The sequence below is a fragment of the Spirulina sp. 06S082 genome (assembly GCF_034932145.1).
Lineage (GTDB): Bacteria > Cyanobacteriota > Cyanobacteriia > Cyanobacteriales > Spirulinaceae > CCY15215.
In genome coordinates, this window is sequence record NZ_JAYGHV010000384.1 from 39,916 (window position 1) to 55,491 (window position 15,576).

Below are 15,576 nucleotides of genomic sequence, written 5' to 3' on the forward strand. Positions count from 1 at the left end.
TGGAGGTGATGTCAATGCTTCATTATTTAGCCAATTTTAGTTTAAGAAGTGATTCGCAAAGATTAGTGCGATCGCTAGAAGAAACATTGTCTAAAAAAGTATTTCACCTCGGATTGAATCGTGAGCGAACATCGTTTGGATCGAATTGTTATCGAACGTCCTCGTGGAGGTTTGAGAGTTAGTTGCAAGAAAGTGAAGGGATATAAAAAATCCCTCGATCGCATTACCAGAGAAGCCAGTGAAGAAGGTTTATTAAAATCCTTTGTCATCAAGAAAAAATACTGGAAATCTCGCTATTTTTCCGATAATCTTGCGCCTTTGTATCGTTGGCTTCGTTCTTACACCGGACAATCTTGGAATGTAGTTTATAGCGAACTTTGTTATCAACTAGATCCGAGTACGCTTTCCGGACAACATATTCTCTCTCATGTTTGGGATTTTGTCGAACGAGATGTCATTATGATTGATGATATTCCCTATCGCAAAATGGCTCGATATTACCAGCGATCGCGTTTGGATGAAGGATATTGGGGAAGGAAAGGAAAGCTCTATGTTCATCCAGAAACTGGGATTCTTTGCATCGCCAAGAAACAGCCTCAGAAAAAGGAACAAAATCGGGATGATGTGATTAAATGCGATCGCGATCGACAATATCGCAAAATTGACGAGATTTGGTATCTTGTTTCCTTACAAGCCTTTCCTTTAAAAGACCAGCCTTTTGATATTCTCTTGCAGCGCAAAATTAGCGATCGGCAAGCCTGGAATGAATACGGAAAAAAAGTTTACGCTTTTCATAAAAGGCACTGTACAAAAAAGGAAATTAAGGCTATAATGAAACAGATGAAACCGAAATAAAAACTTGATTTCGCGCCCCAACTTTGATAGCTTACATACTAGCCGAATGGTAAGGCACTTGACTCAGAATCAAGCGATTACAGGTTCAAATCCTGTGTATCACCAACAGCTTTCTTAACTTGCGCGAAATCTTAATTCTCCCTCAATCTTCAGGCACATAAAAATAGTATCAACCCATTCACACCAGTTCATCAAAAATCATTGAACTCGGGGAGGTGAGTCAAATGTCTGCAAAAGTGATGACCATTATCGAGCAAATGAAAACCTTAACCTTGGTTGAAGCTGCCGAACTCATCAAACAAATTGAAAAGAACTTTGGTGTAGATGCCTCCCCGATGAAAGTGAAGTTTGTCTCCCTCATTCATCAGGAAATTACAGCCCAGCCAGAATATTTTACAATGGTTGATGTAGTTCTAGAAAATGCACCGAAGAACAAAAAAGCAGCAATTACCAGAGCAGTTTGGAATGTGACGGGATTGGGCTTGAAAAATGCAAAAACCTTGGTTAATTCTACGCCAAGTATTGTTAAGCAAGCCGTTACGCCAGAAGATGGTTTAAAAATCAAAGCCAATCTCGAGTCTTTCGGCGCAATTATATCTCTGAAGTAGTTCTAGAATTGCCTGCACAATTCCAACTCTTGACATTAACCCAAATCTAACGTTATACTGGCAGATGTCGCCGCGCCCCAATACAGAAGGCATACATACTCGACTCTAAAATCGATCAAAAAAGCCCTCTAAACTTGCGCGGCCTCTTCTAAACTTCCGGCGACACCTGCCTCCCTAAATTTCTCTACAATATAAGGAGGTGGCCAAATGACGACTGCAACGATGAATGCAACAAATGCAACCATGAATGATACCGAACGCGATTTGCGTTTGGAAATGCTGAATAGCTTGCTGACGACTCCTCACCGCAAGCTAGAAGATGTAGCAGAAATTCACAAAACTATTATCGAACTCGATCCGCTCTTTTACGGTCGCTTGGCGGCTTGGTACGGCAAGAATGGGGACGTGCGCGACCATAAGGAAGTTTTTACCGGAAATTTGCTCGCGAGTGCCTTGACGGAACACCGAGATGCGGGGTTTATGATGTTGCAAGAGTTCCCTCCCTACCAAGTGGCACGGATTGTAGACTTTATGAAGCAGCATCGGAACAAAATGCCGCGATCGGCACGGACGGCGGTTCGTCGATACTTGCGTCACCGAGAAGCTAAACCGGAATTCTTCGATCGCGCTGCGTTGCGAGGTCGTAAAGCAATGAAGCATCTCTATGCGACTTTGCACATTAAGCCTAATCCTCGCGCCGATGCTATCTTGTTTAAAGATGCTCCTCCTGTGGGTAGTTTGGCTTATGCGGTGAAAATGCTGGCCAAAGCCGATACTCCCGCAGACCAAGCGCGGGCGATCGTGGAGAATAAGATTCCTTATACGATCGCGATCGGGGCAGTAACGCAAGTGACTCCTGTGGTATTGGTGGCGTTAATTAATGCCATGAGTCCTCAAGAAGTCATTAACAACCTCAAATCTCTCAAAGAACGCGGGGCGCTGGAAAACCCAGATGTGAAAGCGTTGATCGATAAGAAATTGGAGGCAGCAAAATCTGATAAGCGAGTCTCTGCTTTAAAAGGGAAGGTGGCTGCAGAAGCGGCGGGTTTGGATGCTGAAACCACTGCTAAGTTAGAACAAGTGATGGACGCACAAGTGAAGCAAAAAGGTTCGATTAAAAAATCGACAGCTTTACTGGTGGATAAGTCGAGTTCGATGGATGCAGCTTTGGAAGTCGGGAAGCAAATTGCGGCTTTGATTTCCGGGGTGACGGAGGCGGATCTGTTTGTCTACGCTTTCGACACGATGCCCTATCCTATTACTGTTGAGGGGGGTAGCGAGGTTCAATTGAATGTCTCTGCATGGGATAAGGCGTTTCAACACCTACACGCGGGTGGGGCGACGAGTATCGGCTGTCCGGTGGAGGCGATGCGCTTGCGGAAGCAGGTCGCGGAACAAATCATTTTAGTAACGGATGAAGGTGAAAACACTGCTCCTTACTTTAATGTAGCATTTGCGGCGTACTGCAAGGAGTTGAAAGTACAGCCTAGTGTGGTCATCGTGAAGGTAGGTTATGCTTACGATATGTTGGAACGAAAGTTACAACAAGACCAAGTACAAGTGGATACGTTCACTTTTAGCGGGGACTACTATTCGTTACCGAACTTAATTCCTTTGTTATCTCGTCCTTCTCGGTTGGAGTTGTTGATGGAAATTCTGGAGACTCCTTTACCAGTGCGGAATGATAAGTAGATTTTCTGGGGTGGGTGTAATACCTGCCCTTTTTTTGTTATGGTGTTATTTTCAAAGATGCCTCAATTTTCAGATTCGCGATCGCGGCAAAGTAGAATAGCTGAAAATTGACGATTATTCAAGATCCAATTCAACATACCTATCAGGAATAAAAAATTAACATTAAGAGAGAACTAAAATCATGAAAAAAACCAGTAATGCAGTTCAAATTCTCAATCGTAAATTCTGTAAGGATTCTGAAAATCGAGAGAAAGTTGAGCAATTTTCTCTCAATATTCAAGCTGCTGAATTAATTTATGAGGCACGTACAACAGTAGGAATCACTCAACAACAGCTTGCAGATCGTATTGGGACAAAACAATCTACGATTGCGCGTTTGGAGAGTGCCGATTATGAGGGGCATTCTTTGAAAATGCTGCAAAAAATTGCCTCTGCACTGAATAAGGAAGTTTGTATTTTGTTTCAAGATATAAAGACAGATGAAACAAAACTGGTTACAAAATAAAGAATATTAATTCTAGTTTTGTTGCGATCGCTATCCTAATATTTCAATGGGATGTTTGCTGACAATCAAATATAACGAATGCGATCGCGCATTTCTTCCATCATCTTCATCTAAATACAGTTTGATAAAAATTTTACTCGCGAGTTTTTAATCAAAGGATCGACAAGATGTTCAGGGATACGATTGCGATCGATGTAGGTTTGAATTTCTTCTTGATGATCGAAATAATAGGAAAGGGCATCAAAAATTTGTGCTAAGTTCAGATGGGGTAAACCTTGCGGAATTGCTTCTGGTGCAACTCCCATGCGCCAAGTTTCCACAATTGCTCTAACAGGTGTTCGCGTTCCTTTAACGATCGGTTCGCTGTTGAGGATTCTGGGATGCTTCACAATGTGGCAATGTTCTGTTTGCTGGATTTGTAATATTGAATCGGTACTCATATAAAACGGAGATGCGATCGCCATTATTAAGGATAACTCAATCTTCAGAATCGCGATCGCTGAAAAAAAGCAAATAGTTGAATTTCAACTGTAAAAAATCTTTCATTTACTTTACAATATTTTCATCTCGTTTTACAAATAAGTCTAGTCTTTGCTTTAAAAAGATATCAAAAACAACAATATCTTCACCTTCAAAGGTAAAGATAATTCGATAGTCGTTGGGAGCGCTAATCATATAATAGTCTTTATTGTCTGAAGCTGTAGCTTTTTTTATTTTTTTCTCTTTGACAAATGTTTCTGAAAAATCTTTTAAGGATTCAATGACCTCAAACACTCCTGTTTCTCCTTTAGCCTTCAAGGTATCCAACCCCGGAAGCATACTGCTATGGGCTATAACGGTTCTTGTTGCTTTACTGATTTGGGTTGTCATGGCTGTCTTGTGAAATTCTTCTCTCTATTTTAATACAAATGTTGCGATCGCAGAGAAATATTACGAAAAGAATGTATTTCTAAAGCGATCGCTTTTCTTTGTTGAGTTTTTTGTTAGTAACGTATGAGTTGTGTTGGGTTACGCTATCGCTAACCCAACCTACAAAATATGAAAATTAATTACAAGACTTACTCTTTTTATATTCTTGTATATCAACTCCATATTTTTTAAACAAACTTATAAAGAAATTCTCAAGTAATGTTTTTATTGCTGAATCTTGCTGATGAGAACACAACTCATATCCTCCAAATCTATAAATTTCATATCCTGACAATTTCAGCTTTCTATCTTCTGCAACCATCTCAGCATAAAGTTTTGGGCTAGGAACTCCATCGATAGAATAATGTTGCTTGCCATCAATCTCAATTACTATTTTATGACCATTTAGCAATAATAAGAAGTCCATTCGTTGACGAATTAAATTTTTTTCTCCTACAAACTGACGAATTGTATAGGGATCGTAGTGCAAGTAAACTTGTGGCAAAAGTGCAGGTAGCCTATCATTTAAAATATTCTTGAAGATTTCAAAATAAGTTTTGAACAACTTTTGTTCTGGTGGACTACTCTGAAGAGAAATATATAAACGCACGTACAATTCTCTGCTTATAACAATATCATCAGGAATATCTTGCCTTGGATTGAGTTCTTTCCACCAGCTTATGAGTTCACTCCATAACAAACCATGATTTTTAATAGTTCTATCATAAATCAAACAATTTTCTTCATTCTTCACAATTTTAATTTGATTAGTGAGAGCATTAAGTAAAACAATTTCTGGTTTTTCACCATTGGCAGCAAAAATGATATTCTGTATTTTTGAATTTTGATTATGAAAATCATTAATATTAATAACTTTATAATACAAACTATCTTTCTCTATTTCATAGCCATTATATTGTAATGAATTGTTTAAAATTTTGACAGCCTCTTTTTCGTCTTTGCCATCGCTAAGAAAATTTTGTGGATCGATAGCAGCAATAATTATTTCTTCTAGGATCGGACTATTGTTTTTTTCAAGTAGTCTAGACTTTGTATACTTTTTTCGAGATTTATATTGAGGATAAACATCGTCGTAAACATCATTAAAACCAAATTTATTAAAGAATTCAACAAGTTTCGGGAAGGTTCGATAGGGAGCTATTTCATCGTCTTTTGTTTTTCCCGTAATTATATCTGTTAAATAAGAAATAGTGTGATCTGATACTTTCATATTTTTAAGTTTTTTATTCAAGATTATTGCTTTGCCTGTAATCCCTTTGATCCACTTAGTGGAGAGCGAAGTCCTCTTTCAACAGCAACTTTCAGCGCTTTTGCTTTTTTTAGCGTACCTTGTCGATAGCATTGCATTAACTCTGCCAATTTTTGTTTCTCTAAGTGACTCAACGCTCCTTCTTTATTTTTTGCTAAAAGATCGCTAAACTCTTCTTGCTGTCGTACAGTCATTTGCAGGTCGAATAGCGCTAAAATCTGTTCGTCAGAGAGAGATTCAATGGGAAAACTGGCGATCGCATCCTCAACAAACTGCAACAAAACATCTTCAAGTTTTTGCTGAGTTAATGTAGCAATATCTTTTGCCTGTTGCGCGATCGCATCGGGGAGTGTCAGAGTAACTTGTTGAGTCATAGCGCGATCGGGAAAATTTAGCTGATTGTGTGTTTATTATAAATCTTTAGACATGATTTTAGAGGCAATTGTGTCTTGTTCGATTGTTGCATTCGTCATGCTTGCCAGTCCTCCCAATTGGGCGATACCTTTGCATCATAGCAAAAATTGTCAGGCGATCGCGCTTCTCCTTTCCTGTTTGATATCATAGGAAAATCTTAAAATCAAAACCGTCAATGCAGCGTTAGAATAATGACAAAACCTGATGCTTCTTCCTATGCTCGCGTTTATAATGGTGCTGGAGGTGGCGCACCGGGAGAACAAGCATTAAATGCCTTGGGTCAACCCGGAAATCGAACAGAAACTCACTTTTCCCTCACGGTATAGCAATTTTAAATATTCTTGCTTTTAGAAATGATGAAGTTTGAAGAAATTTGGCAAAAATACGACTTTACCGAATCAGAATTACTCTCAATGGGTTGGCAACTTCCCAATGATTATGTCCTTAATCTTAACTATTATTGGGAACTTAATCCCAAAAATGAAACAGACGAAATAGCTACAGAAGACCAACCTCTAAAACTTATTCTTTCCTCTTGCATTCATCTTGATGTGCAGTTTAACCCAGAGATTAATAATTCTAACTCGATCTCTCCTAACTTAGGAACAATTGTTGGATGGGGACGAATTAATTCCTCTTCTTGGCTACAAAATCTTTCCTTTTCTCCTGATAATTGGTTGCACCTATTTTTCGATCTTGGGGGAGAGAATAGAATCGAAATTCTGGCGCGATCGCTATCCATTCAACCTTCTCCCATTCTCCTCGCTAGTTAGGAAGGTAGCGATCGCAATGCCTAAATTCTCTTCTATTTTTTATCCTAACTGCTGCAATATTTGCACTACTGTTTGATATCATAGGAAAAACTGCCAATGCGATCGCTATTCCCAGAGATAAAATAAAATAAGGAGTCAAAACTGTGAAAAAATGGCAATTCTTTGCCGATCGCGGCGGCACATTTACCGATATTGTCGCAATTTCCCCCGATCGCCAAATTACAATTCATAAACTACTATCCGAAAACCCAGAACATTACCAAGATGCAGTTATTCAAGGCATTCGTGATGTTTTGGGACTTGCCAAGCATTCTCCTCTTCCCAGTGAAGAAATTGCAGTTATTAAAATTGGTACAACAGTAGCCACTAATGCTCTTTTAGAAAGAAAAGGCGATCGGGTTGTTCTGGCCATTACCAAAGGATTTCGAGATGCTTTAAAAATTGGCTATCAAAATCGCCCCCATATCTTTGCCCGCGAGATTATTCTCCCAGAAATACTCTACGAACAAGTTATTGAAGTTGAAGAACGTTACACGGCTCGAGGAGAAGAACTAACTCCTCTCAATATACCACAAGTTCGCCAAGATTTACAAGTCGCTTATGATCAAGGAATTCGCAGTTGTGCCGTTGTTTTGATGCACGCTTATCGCTATCCTCAACATGAAATTAAAATTGCAGAAATTGCCAAAGAAATTGGCTTTTCGCAAATTTCTGTTTCCCATCAAGTTAGTAATTTAATCAAGTTAGTCAGTCGCGGCGATACTACCGTTGTAGATGCTTATTTATCTCCCATTTTACGGCGCTATGTCGAACAAATTAGCAATCATTTCTCCAATAATAAGTCATCTCCTCAATTAATGTTTATGCAGTCCAATGGTGGACTAACCGATGCTTCTGTATTCCAAGGTAAAGATAGCATTCTTTCCGGACCTGCGGGGGGAATTGTCGGTGCAGTTAAAACTTGTCAAATTGCTGGTTTTAAGAAAATTATTGGCTTTGATATGGGGGGAACTTCTACAGATGTTACCCATTATGCAGGAGAATACGAACGCACTTTAGAAACAGAAATTGCAGGAGTGCGTTTGAGAACTCCTATGATGTCTATTCATACTATTGCTGCGGGAGGGGGTTCAATTCTACAGTTTGATGGGGCAAGATATCGCGTCGGTCCTGAATCTGCGGGGGCAAATCCCGGTCCTATTTCTTATGGTAAAGGCGGTCCTTTAACGGTAACAGACTGTAATATTATGTTGGGTAAATTACAGCCTGAATTCTTCCCAAAAGTTTTTGGAGAAAATGCAGATTTACCCTTAAATGCAGAAATTGTTCGCGAACAATTTACACAACTCACTCAAGAAATTGGTGATGAAAGAACTCCCGAACAAGTTGCTACTGGATTTCTGGAGATCGCGATCGAAAAGATGGCCAATGCCATTAAAAAAATTTCTCTACAACGAGGCTATGATGTCTCCGAATATACACTTTGTTGCTTTGGAGGTGCGGCAGGTCAACACGCTTGTTTAATTGCCGATAGGTTGGGTATAAAACAAATTTTTATTCATCCTTATGCAGGGGTTTTATCTGCTTATGGAATTGGTTTAGCAGAGATACGAATCTTGCGAGAAAAATCGATTGAGGCAACATTAGAACTACCATTAATTTCAGAACTGGAGCATCATTTAGCAAAACTTATCGCTCAATCTCAAGAAGAATTAAAAGCCCAAAATCCCGAACAGATTGAAGATGTTGAAATTCAGAAGAAAATTTATCTTAAATATGAAGGAACAGATTCTTGTTTAACTGTACAATTTGGCGATATTGCCAGCATGAGGCAAGAATTTGTAACATTACATCAACAGCGTTACGGATTTATTATGGAAGGGAAAAATTTAATAGTAGAAACAATTTCCATTGAGTTAATTTGTCCGACTTATACACCGGAAGAATCGATCGCCGTCAGAAGGAAAAATTTACCCTCTAAACTCGCAGGAATCGCGCCCACTTATATGTCTAATGATTGGTACTATACTCCTGTGTTTAAGCGAGAAACTTTACAGCCGGGAGATATCATTCCTAGCCCAGCATTAATCATTGAAGCAACTGGTACAAATGTTTTGGAATTCGGTTGGCAGGCAGAAATTAGCGATCGCAAGAGTTTAATTTTAACAAAGGAAAAGGCAACGGATAACAGTCAACAGGCAACAGTGAACATACAAGCATTAGGTTCAAAACCTGATTCAGTTTTATTAGAAATCTTCAATAATTTGTTTCGTTCTATTGCAGAACAAATGGGAACAACGCTACAAAATACTAGCTATTCTGTTAATATCAAAGAACGATTAGACTTTTCTTGTGCCATATTCGATAGCGAAGGAGATTTAATCGCTAATGCACCGCATATCCCCGTTCATTTAGGCTCAATGAGCGAAAGTATTCGCAGTTTAATTGATGCAAAATTGTATATAATTAAACGAGGAGATATTTATCTTTCTAATAATCCCTATAATGGTGGAACGCATCTCCCCGATCTTACAGTTATTACACCTGTTTTTTCTAGTTCTTCTGCACATCCTCTCTTTTATGTTGCATCGAGAGGACATCATGCAGATATTGGCGGAATTACTCCAGGTTCAATGCCTCCAAAAAGTAGAACAATTGCAGAAGAAGGAATATTAATCGACAATTTTTTGTTGGTCGAAATCAGTGAATTTCGCGAACGGGAATTATCGGCTATTTTAACTTCTGGTCAATATCCAGTTCGCAATCTCGCACAAAATATAGCAGATTTACAGGCACAAATTGCCGCTAATACCAAAGGAATGCAAGAATTAGAGCAAATGATTCAATATTATGGATCGATAACAGTTTGCAATTATATGATTCACGTTAAAAATAATGCCAACGAATCCGTGCAAAAAGTGGTTAGTGTTCTTCAAGATGGTCATTTTACCTGCGAGTTAGATACAGGAGAAAAAATCCAAGTTAATATCTCAATTAACCACCAGAATCGTAGCGCTAAAATTGATTTTACTGGTACATCTCCCCAATTAAATACTAATTTTAATGCTCCTCTCGCTGTTTGTAAAGCGGCTGTTTTGTATGTTTTTCGCAGCTTAGTCGATGATGATATTCCTTTAAATGCAGGCTGTTTAAAACCCTTAGAAATTATTATTCCGGAAGGATGTTTATTAAACCCTCAATATCCGGCGGCTGTGGTAGCGGGAAATGTGGAAACTTCTCAATTGATTGTCGATTGTTTGTATGGGGCATTAGGGGCGATCGCGGGTTCTCAAGGAACGATGAATAATTTCACTTTTGGTAATGAAAAATACCAATATTATGAGACAATTTGCGGGGGATCGGGTGCGGGAAAAACTTTTCATGGAACGGATGCAGTACAAACTAATATGACTAATTCTCGCCTTACCGATCCAGAGGTTCTAGAATGGCGATTTCCGGTACTTTTAGAAAGTTTCAGCATTCGTCCCAATAGTGGAGGAAAAGGACGATACACGGGGGGAAATGGTGTTATTCGTCGGGTTCGTTTTTTAGAGTCAATGACAGCAGGAATTTTATCCGGTCGCAGGATCGTTTCTCCCTTGGGTTTAGAAGGAGGAAATGCAGGTGCTACGGGACATAATTGGGTTGAAAGAAAAGATGGAACTGTTGAAGAATTAGAAGGGACTGCTGTTGTTGAAATGCAGCCTTCCGATGTGTTTATTATTGTAACACCGGGAGGGGGGGGTTATGGTCATTCAGCAAATTAATATTGAAAATAGGTGATTTTTCGTTAAATCGAGAAATTTCTCCTAGAATAGAAGAATAGAATCGTGTAGAGCTTAATATTCGTCTTTATTTTAGCAATACCCATTTTTATCTCAATTATCAAAACTAATTTTTCAGGAGTTATCTTATGTCTACTAATGGCGTAATGATGCAATATTTCCATTGGTATCTCGATCCGGATCTAATCTTGTGGAATGATCTTAAAACTAAAGCACAAGAATTAGCAGATGCAGGAATTACGGCTTTGTGGTTGCCTCCCGCCTATAAAGGTACAGCAAAAACTCATGATGTCGGCTATTCTGTCTACGATCTGTACGATCTGGGAGAATTTGACCAAAAAGGAACGAAACGCACGAAATACGGCACCAAAGACCAGTATCTAGAGGCGATCGCTGCCCTACAAGAGGTTAATATTCAAGTCTATGCCGATATTGTTCTCAATCACCGTTTGGGAGGAGATGAAACCGAAATTGTTAACGCTACTCCCTTTCATCAAGACAATCGCTTGAATGCAAGCGGAGAAATGCGGGAGATCAAAACCTTTACTCATTTTACCTTTCCCGGTCGCCAGAAAAAATATTCCGATTTTGAATGGCACTGGTATCACTTTAATGCCGTTGACTACGACGATTATACTCAAAACGATGGCAATGTTTATTTATTTGAAGGGAAAGAATTCAATGATTACGTTGCTTTAGAAAAAGGAAACTTTGACTATCTGATGGGATGCAATGTGGATTTTGACAATCCAGAAACCTATGAAGAACTGATTCATTGGGGAAAGTGGTATATCGATCTGATTAAAGCAGATGGATTGCGTTTAGATGCAGTCAAACATATTCCTTCAAAATTCTTTCTGACTTGGTTAGACGATCTCAAAAAATTTTTTAATAAAGATTTGTTTGTGGTTGCTGAATACTGGCAAGACGAACTCGAGACATTGCATTGGTATCTCGATGAATTTCAAGGTCGAATATCTGTTTTTGATGTTTCCCTTCATTATAGTTTTTATCGAGCCAGCGAGCAAGGTGAGGATTATGATATGCAGCAAATTTTTGACAATACTTTAGTACAGCAGCGTCCTAGTTGTGCTGTAACCCTCGTTGACAATCACGATTCTCAACCCTTACAAGCGCTAGAATCTCCTGTAAAACCGTGGTTTAAACCCATTGCTTATGCCCTAATTTTGCTGCGAGAACAAGGCTATCCTTGCATTTTTTATGCCGATTATTACGGGGCAGATTATGAGGATTATGGGTCCGATGGCGATCGCTATCCCATTCATCTTCCTTCTCACCGTTGGATAATTGATAAGCTCCTTTATGCTCGCCAGCATTACGGATACGGGCCACAATACGATTATCTCGACCATTTTAACACCATCGGTTGGACGCGCTTGGGAGATGAAGAACACCCGAAAGCAATGGCCGTTATTCTCAGCAACGGACCGGAGGGATTTAAGTCGATGGAAGTTGGTAAAATCAATACCAAATTCATCGATTTGACTGAACATATCAAAGAACCTATCTATACAAATGATGAGGGCTGGGGTGAGTTTCGCTGTAATGGCGGTACGGTTTCCGTTTGGGTGCAAGAATAATCACTGAAAGCCCCTTTTTTCATCTAGATGGGTGAAAGCGATCGCGTAACAAACAATTCTGAAAAAATTAGTTGTTACGCTTTATTTTCTCATCTTTCATTTCTTTATAAACCGACTTTGCGAATTGAACGATCCAATAATTCAATGGGGTGCATGAGTTTTATATTTTTGCCTTGCAAGCGTAAATGTTTGACAATTTGCAAAGAACAGCCTGGATTTGCAGAAGCAATTAATTCTGCTTTTGTATTCAATAAATTCTCAACTTTTTGCTGTCCTAACTCATCTGCTACTTCTGGATTTAATAAATTGTAAACCCCTGCGCTACCACAACATAATGCGGCATCAATCGGTTCTTTTAATTTAACACCGGGAATTTGTTGCAAGAGTTGGCGAGGTTGTAAACTGATTTTTTGACCGTGGAGTAAATGACAAGCATCTTGATAAACAATCGGTAATTCTTTGTCAGTTAAGGGGGATAATTTTGCCGTGATGCCTACTTCTGCTAAAAATTCGTTGATATCCTTTACTTTTGCTGAAAATGCTTTGGCTTTTTTGCGATATTTCCGATCATCTTTTAAAATATGACCATATTCTTTTAATGTATGACCGCATCCCGCCGCGTTAATAATAATAGCATCAACATCTGTATCGGCAAAACTATCAATCAGATTGCGAGCCAGTTGTTGAGATTGTTCTTCTTGTCCTTGATGGGTGGGGAGTGCAGAACAACAGCCTTGATTTTTAGGAATAATAACTTCGCAACCATTCGCGGTTAAAACCCGCACGGTTGCTTCATTAACTGGAGAAAAAAATAAACGTTGAACGCATCCTAAAATTACGCCAACTCGATAGCGTTTTTTCCCTTTTGATGGGATTGTTTCGGGGAAATCATTATCGAAAATATTACCGAGGGAGATATGAGGAAGAATGGATTCCATTGCCGCCAAACGAGGAGAAATTTTCTGGAGGAAGCCCGTCGATCGCACTAATTTTTGCAAGCCAATGGTTTGATAAATCCACAATAAAACTAATAAAAAACGCAGGCGAAAAGGATAAGGAAACAAATTAAAAATTAAAGCGCGAAAGACACGATCGCCTAAATTGCGCGGTTGATTTCGCTCTACTTGAGGTCGTGTAGCGGAAATGAGGCGGTCATATTGTACCCCGGAAGGACAGGTACTAACGCAAGCCAAACAGCCCAAACAACTATCAAAATGCTGCATCGCTGTCTCATCTAAAGACCCTTCTCCTTTATTGATTGCATCCATGAGATAAATGCGACCTCTCGGTGAGTCCATTTCCGTCCCGAGAACCCGATAACTGGGACAAGTAGACAAACAAAAGCCGCAATGAACGCAACTATCGATGAGGTTTTGTGCGGGGGGGTCTTTCTTGTCAAATCCTTGTAAGGGGCGATCGCCAGCGATCGCCTCCTCAAAAGAGGGAGATTCGGGAATATCTAAAGTATTTTGAGGAAATTTAAACGGTGTTTCTGAAATTTGCATGAACTTGCAGCGTTTAATAAACAGTTATCTAGTAAACCGCAAAGCAACAAAAAAATCCTCTGTCTCAGATTGGAGATTTGAAATATTTCGCGATCGCCGATCGGTGTGGGAGAATAAAAACCAGAGTATTTTCAACGATCCATGATTTCCCCGCCGCGCCCCTATAAAAGTCGCCTGTTTAACTTTCTCAATCGCCAGAGGATCGTACTGGGCGATCGCCTTGCGAAAACCTTCCGCAGTGCTAAAGTTGCGGCAATTTGGGGAACGCAAATCCTGGTTTATCCTGCTTATCTCATCGCGCAAGGGGGACGCGCTTTGGTTTGGAAACTCGAACAAAAAGTGGCCCCCATTCCTCTCCCGGAAACTTCCCAAGGAGACCATCTTCCCGTCGATACTCCGGTTTGGAAAACTTTAACTAGCGTTAAATCCCTTCTCGATACGATTCCAGGCAATTATGAGATTCACGCTTTTGCACCTCCTGTCCTCTGGACGGCTAATCTGCCCGCGATCGCCCCGGCAACCGATACGAACAGACAAACGGTCACAACAAGCCACACGCAGCACATTCGGGGTATTGCCTCTACCCTAAACGAACATCATTTAGTTCTCGCAACCGTTGAGAATCAATCTCTCGATCTCCTCACTAAAAAGCAACAAGTACACCTCGAAAAAACCATTCGTCGGGAACTTGCAGATTATGCTTATCGGCAATATTTACAAAGAATTAAAGCACGACAATATTTAATTCCCCCATCCTTAACGGTTAATCCTAATATTGCCCCTCCCCTTCGCTGGTTTTGGCAATTGATGCGCTGGGAACAACAGGGTAGCATTGCCCAAGCGATCGATCTGTTTCAGGAGGCAAAAATTGTTCCTCAATGGCAGGAAATGTCCTTCCTTGCAGGAGAAACTCAAAGCGCGATCGCCATCTCCCCAGGGACGGAAATTTGGCTGCCTCCCCTTCCCGTTGCCGATTTAGTGGTGGAATTAGATGAAGCGATCGCCACTTTGGAAAGCAAACAGAATCATTTACGCGATCGCCTTGAACTTTGGTGGCAGGAGTTGGAAAGCAAGGACTTGAGCGATGGCGATCGCCTCACTAAAATGCAACATTTTCTGCGGGCAGCAATGGATTATTTTTTCGGCATCGACGATCGCAAACCGGCTTTGCCTGCTGATGCTTCTAGTGTTGAGCCCGATCCTTGGTTAGTGTGGGAGGAACTTTACGATCGCTCCCGAGAAGAGTTTACCCCCCAAGTTCCCCAACGAAAGGCGATCGTCGAGGGGGAAATCCAAGAATTGTACGATCGTTCTCAAACCCTACCGTTACCATCCCAGCCCGCGCAATCTTCTTCCACTTTACCAACATCAGAGTCCATGACTGCTCCTTCCGATCCATCCCCCGAACAAAACACCCTGACTACAGTTAAAACTCAGTTAGCTCAAAAGCCAGAAAATCAACCCGAACTCGATGATAATTGGCTGGAGGTAGACGCGAAAACCACGGGATATATCGAACATCCCTTAGAAAAAGTTCTCAAATTTGTCGATGCGATCGTGACATGGGTTGAGGATGCGATCGTGGCAGTTTGGAAATTTCTGAAAAGAAATTTTTAATGAACGGCAACTTCTAACATTTCCTCTGGAGTGAGGTGAGAA

At 40.2% G+C, this 15,576-nt stretch carries 14 protein-coding genes and 1 tRNA gene; 10 read left to right on the plus strand and 5 right to left on the minus strand.

Going from position 1 to position 15,576, the window contains the following annotated elements; all coding sequences use genetic code 11:
- Positions 1-120 precede the first annotated feature (120 nt).
- From VB714_RS21675 to VB714_RS21695, 5 genes are all read left to right on the plus strand, one after another.
- Entirely contained in the window at positions 121-855 is a 735-nt protein-coding gene (locus tag VB714_RS21675; protein WP_323226769.1) for a hypothetical protein, read from the plus strand.
- 37 nt (positions 856-892) lie between these two features.
- A tRNA-Leu gene (locus VB714_RS21680) sits at positions 893-960 on the plus strand.
- Between the two features lie 119 nt (positions 961-1,079).
- Positions 1,080-1,463, plus strand: coding sequence for a 50S ribosomal protein L7/L12 (rplL, locus tag VB714_RS21685; protein WP_323226770.1), 384 nt, complete (start codon positions 1,080-1,082; stop codon positions 1,461-1,463).
- Between the two features lie 243 nt (positions 1,464-1,706).
- The gene (locus VB714_RS21690; RefSeq protein ID WP_416309761.1) at positions 1,707-3,155 is read left to right on the plus strand and encodes a hypothetical protein; all 1,449 of its coding nucleotides are present in this window, start codon (positions 1,707-1,709) and stop codon (positions 3,153-3,155) included.
- Positions 3,156-3,336: 181 nt separating this feature from the next.
- On the plus strand, positions 3,337-3,660 hold the full coding sequence (locus VB714_RS21695; RefSeq protein WP_323226772.1) for a helix-turn-helix transcriptional regulator: 324 nt from the start codon (positions 3,337-3,339) through the stop codon (positions 3,658-3,660).
- A 110-nt stretch (positions 3,661-3,770) separates the two neighbouring features.
- Here the strand turns inward: VB714_RS21695 and VB714_RS21700 are convergent, their stop codons facing one another.
- From VB714_RS21700 to VB714_RS21715, 4 genes are all read right to left on the minus strand, one after another.
- A complete protein-coding gene (locus VB714_RS21700; protein WP_323226773.1) occupies positions 3,771-4,124 on the minus strand; it encodes a DUF433 domain-containing protein in 354 nt (117 codons plus the stop codon).
- A gap of 82 nt (positions 4,125-4,206) precedes the next feature.
- On the minus strand, positions 4,207-4,530 hold the full coding sequence (locus tag VB714_RS21705; protein WP_323226774.1) for a hypothetical protein: 324 nt from the start codon (positions 4,528-4,530) through the stop codon (positions 4,207-4,209).
- A 175-nt stretch (positions 4,531-4,705) separates the two neighbouring features.
- Complete coding sequence (locus VB714_RS21710; protein WP_323226775.1) at positions 4,706-5,821, minus strand: hypothetical protein; 1,116 nt, start codon at positions 5,819-5,821, stop codon at positions 4,706-4,708.
- Between the two features lie 2 nt (positions 5,822-5,823).
- Positions 5,824-6,213, minus strand: a complete 390-nt coding sequence (locus tag VB714_RS21715; RefSeq protein WP_323226776.1) for a hypothetical protein — start codon at positions 6,211-6,213, stop codon at positions 5,824-5,826.
- A 231-nt stretch (positions 6,214-6,444) separates the two neighbouring features.
- On the opposite strand from VB714_RS21715, the gene VB714_RS21720 reads away from it, so the two are divergent.
- The 4 genes from VB714_RS21720 (at position 6,445) to VB714_RS21735 (ending at position 12,412) form a co-directional block, all read left to right on the plus strand.
- On the plus strand, positions 6,445-6,579 hold the full coding sequence (locus tag VB714_RS21720; protein WP_323226777.1) for a hypothetical protein: 135 nt from the start codon (positions 6,445-6,447) through the stop codon (positions 6,577-6,579).
- Positions 6,580-6,606: 27 nt separating this feature from the next.
- Complete coding sequence (locus VB714_RS21725; protein WP_323226778.1) at positions 6,607-7,026, plus strand: hypothetical protein; 420 nt, start codon at positions 6,607-6,609, stop codon at positions 7,024-7,026.
- Between the two features lie 143 nt (positions 7,027-7,169).
- Entirely contained in the window at positions 7,170-10,793 is a 3,624-nt protein-coding gene (locus tag VB714_RS21730) for a hydantoinase B/oxoprolinase family protein (protein WP_323226779.1), read from the plus strand.
- Between the two features lie 146 nt (positions 10,794-10,939).
- Positions 10,940-12,412, plus strand: a complete 1,473-nt coding sequence (locus VB714_RS21735; RefSeq protein WP_323226780.1) for an alpha-amylase — start codon at positions 10,940-10,942, stop codon at positions 12,410-12,412.
- 104 nt (positions 12,413-12,516) lie between these two features.
- On the opposite strand, the gene VB714_RS21740 is transcribed toward VB714_RS21735, so the two are convergent.
- On the minus strand, positions 12,517-13,917 hold the full coding sequence (locus VB714_RS21740) for a (Fe-S)-binding protein (protein ID WP_323226781.1): 1,401 nt from the start codon (positions 13,915-13,917) through the stop codon (positions 12,517-12,519).
- 141 nt (positions 13,918-14,058) lie between these two features.
- Between VB714_RS21740 and VB714_RS21745 the strand changes: the two genes are divergently transcribed.
- Positions 14,059-15,534 (plus strand): hypothetical protein, encoded by a 1,476-nt coding sequence (locus VB714_RS21745; protein ID WP_323226782.1) that lies wholly within the window; start codon positions 14,059-14,061, stop codon positions 15,532-15,534.
- Positions 15,535-15,576: the final 42 nt, after the last annotated feature.

Coding starts and splice junctions, on each gene's coding strand:
- rplL (WP_323226770.1), top strand. CDS start 1,080: ATGTCTGCAAAAGTGATGACCATTATCGAGCAAATGAAAACCTTAACC.
- VB714_RS21690 (WP_416309761.1), top strand. CDS start 1,707: ATGAATGATACCGAACGCGATTTGCGTTTGGAAATGCTGAATAGCTTG.
- VB714_RS21695 (WP_323226772.1), top strand. CDS start 3,337: ATGAAAAAAACCAGTAATGCAGTTCAAATTCTCAATCGTAAATTCTGT.
- VB714_RS21700 (WP_323226773.1), bottom strand. CDS start 4,124: ATGGCGATCGCATCTCCGTTTTATATGAGTACCGATTCAATATTACAA.
- VB714_RS21705 (WP_323226774.1), bottom strand. CDS start 4,530: ATGACAACCCAAATCAGTAAAGCAACAAGAACCGTTATAGCCCATAGC.
- VB714_RS21715 (WP_323226776.1), bottom strand. CDS start 6,213: ATGACTCAACAAGTTACTCTGACACTCCCCGATGCGATCGCGCAACAG.
- VB714_RS21720 (WP_323226777.1), top strand. CDS start 6,445: ATGACAAAACCTGATGCTTCTTCCTATGCTCGCGTTTATAATGGTGCT.
- VB714_RS21725 (WP_323226778.1), top strand. CDS start 6,607: ATGATGAAGTTTGAAGAAATTTGGCAAAAATACGACTTTACCGAATCA.
- VB714_RS21735 (WP_323226780.1), top strand. CDS start 10,940: ATGTCTACTAATGGCGTAATGATGCAATATTTCCATTGGTATCTCGAT.
- VB714_RS21740 (WP_323226781.1), bottom strand. CDS start 13,917: ATGCAAATTTCAGAAACACCGTTTAAATTTCCTCAAAATACTTTAGAT.
- VB714_RS21745 (WP_323226782.1), top strand. CDS start 14,059: ATGATTTCCCCGCCGCGCCCCTATAAAAGTCGCCTGTTTAACTTTCTC.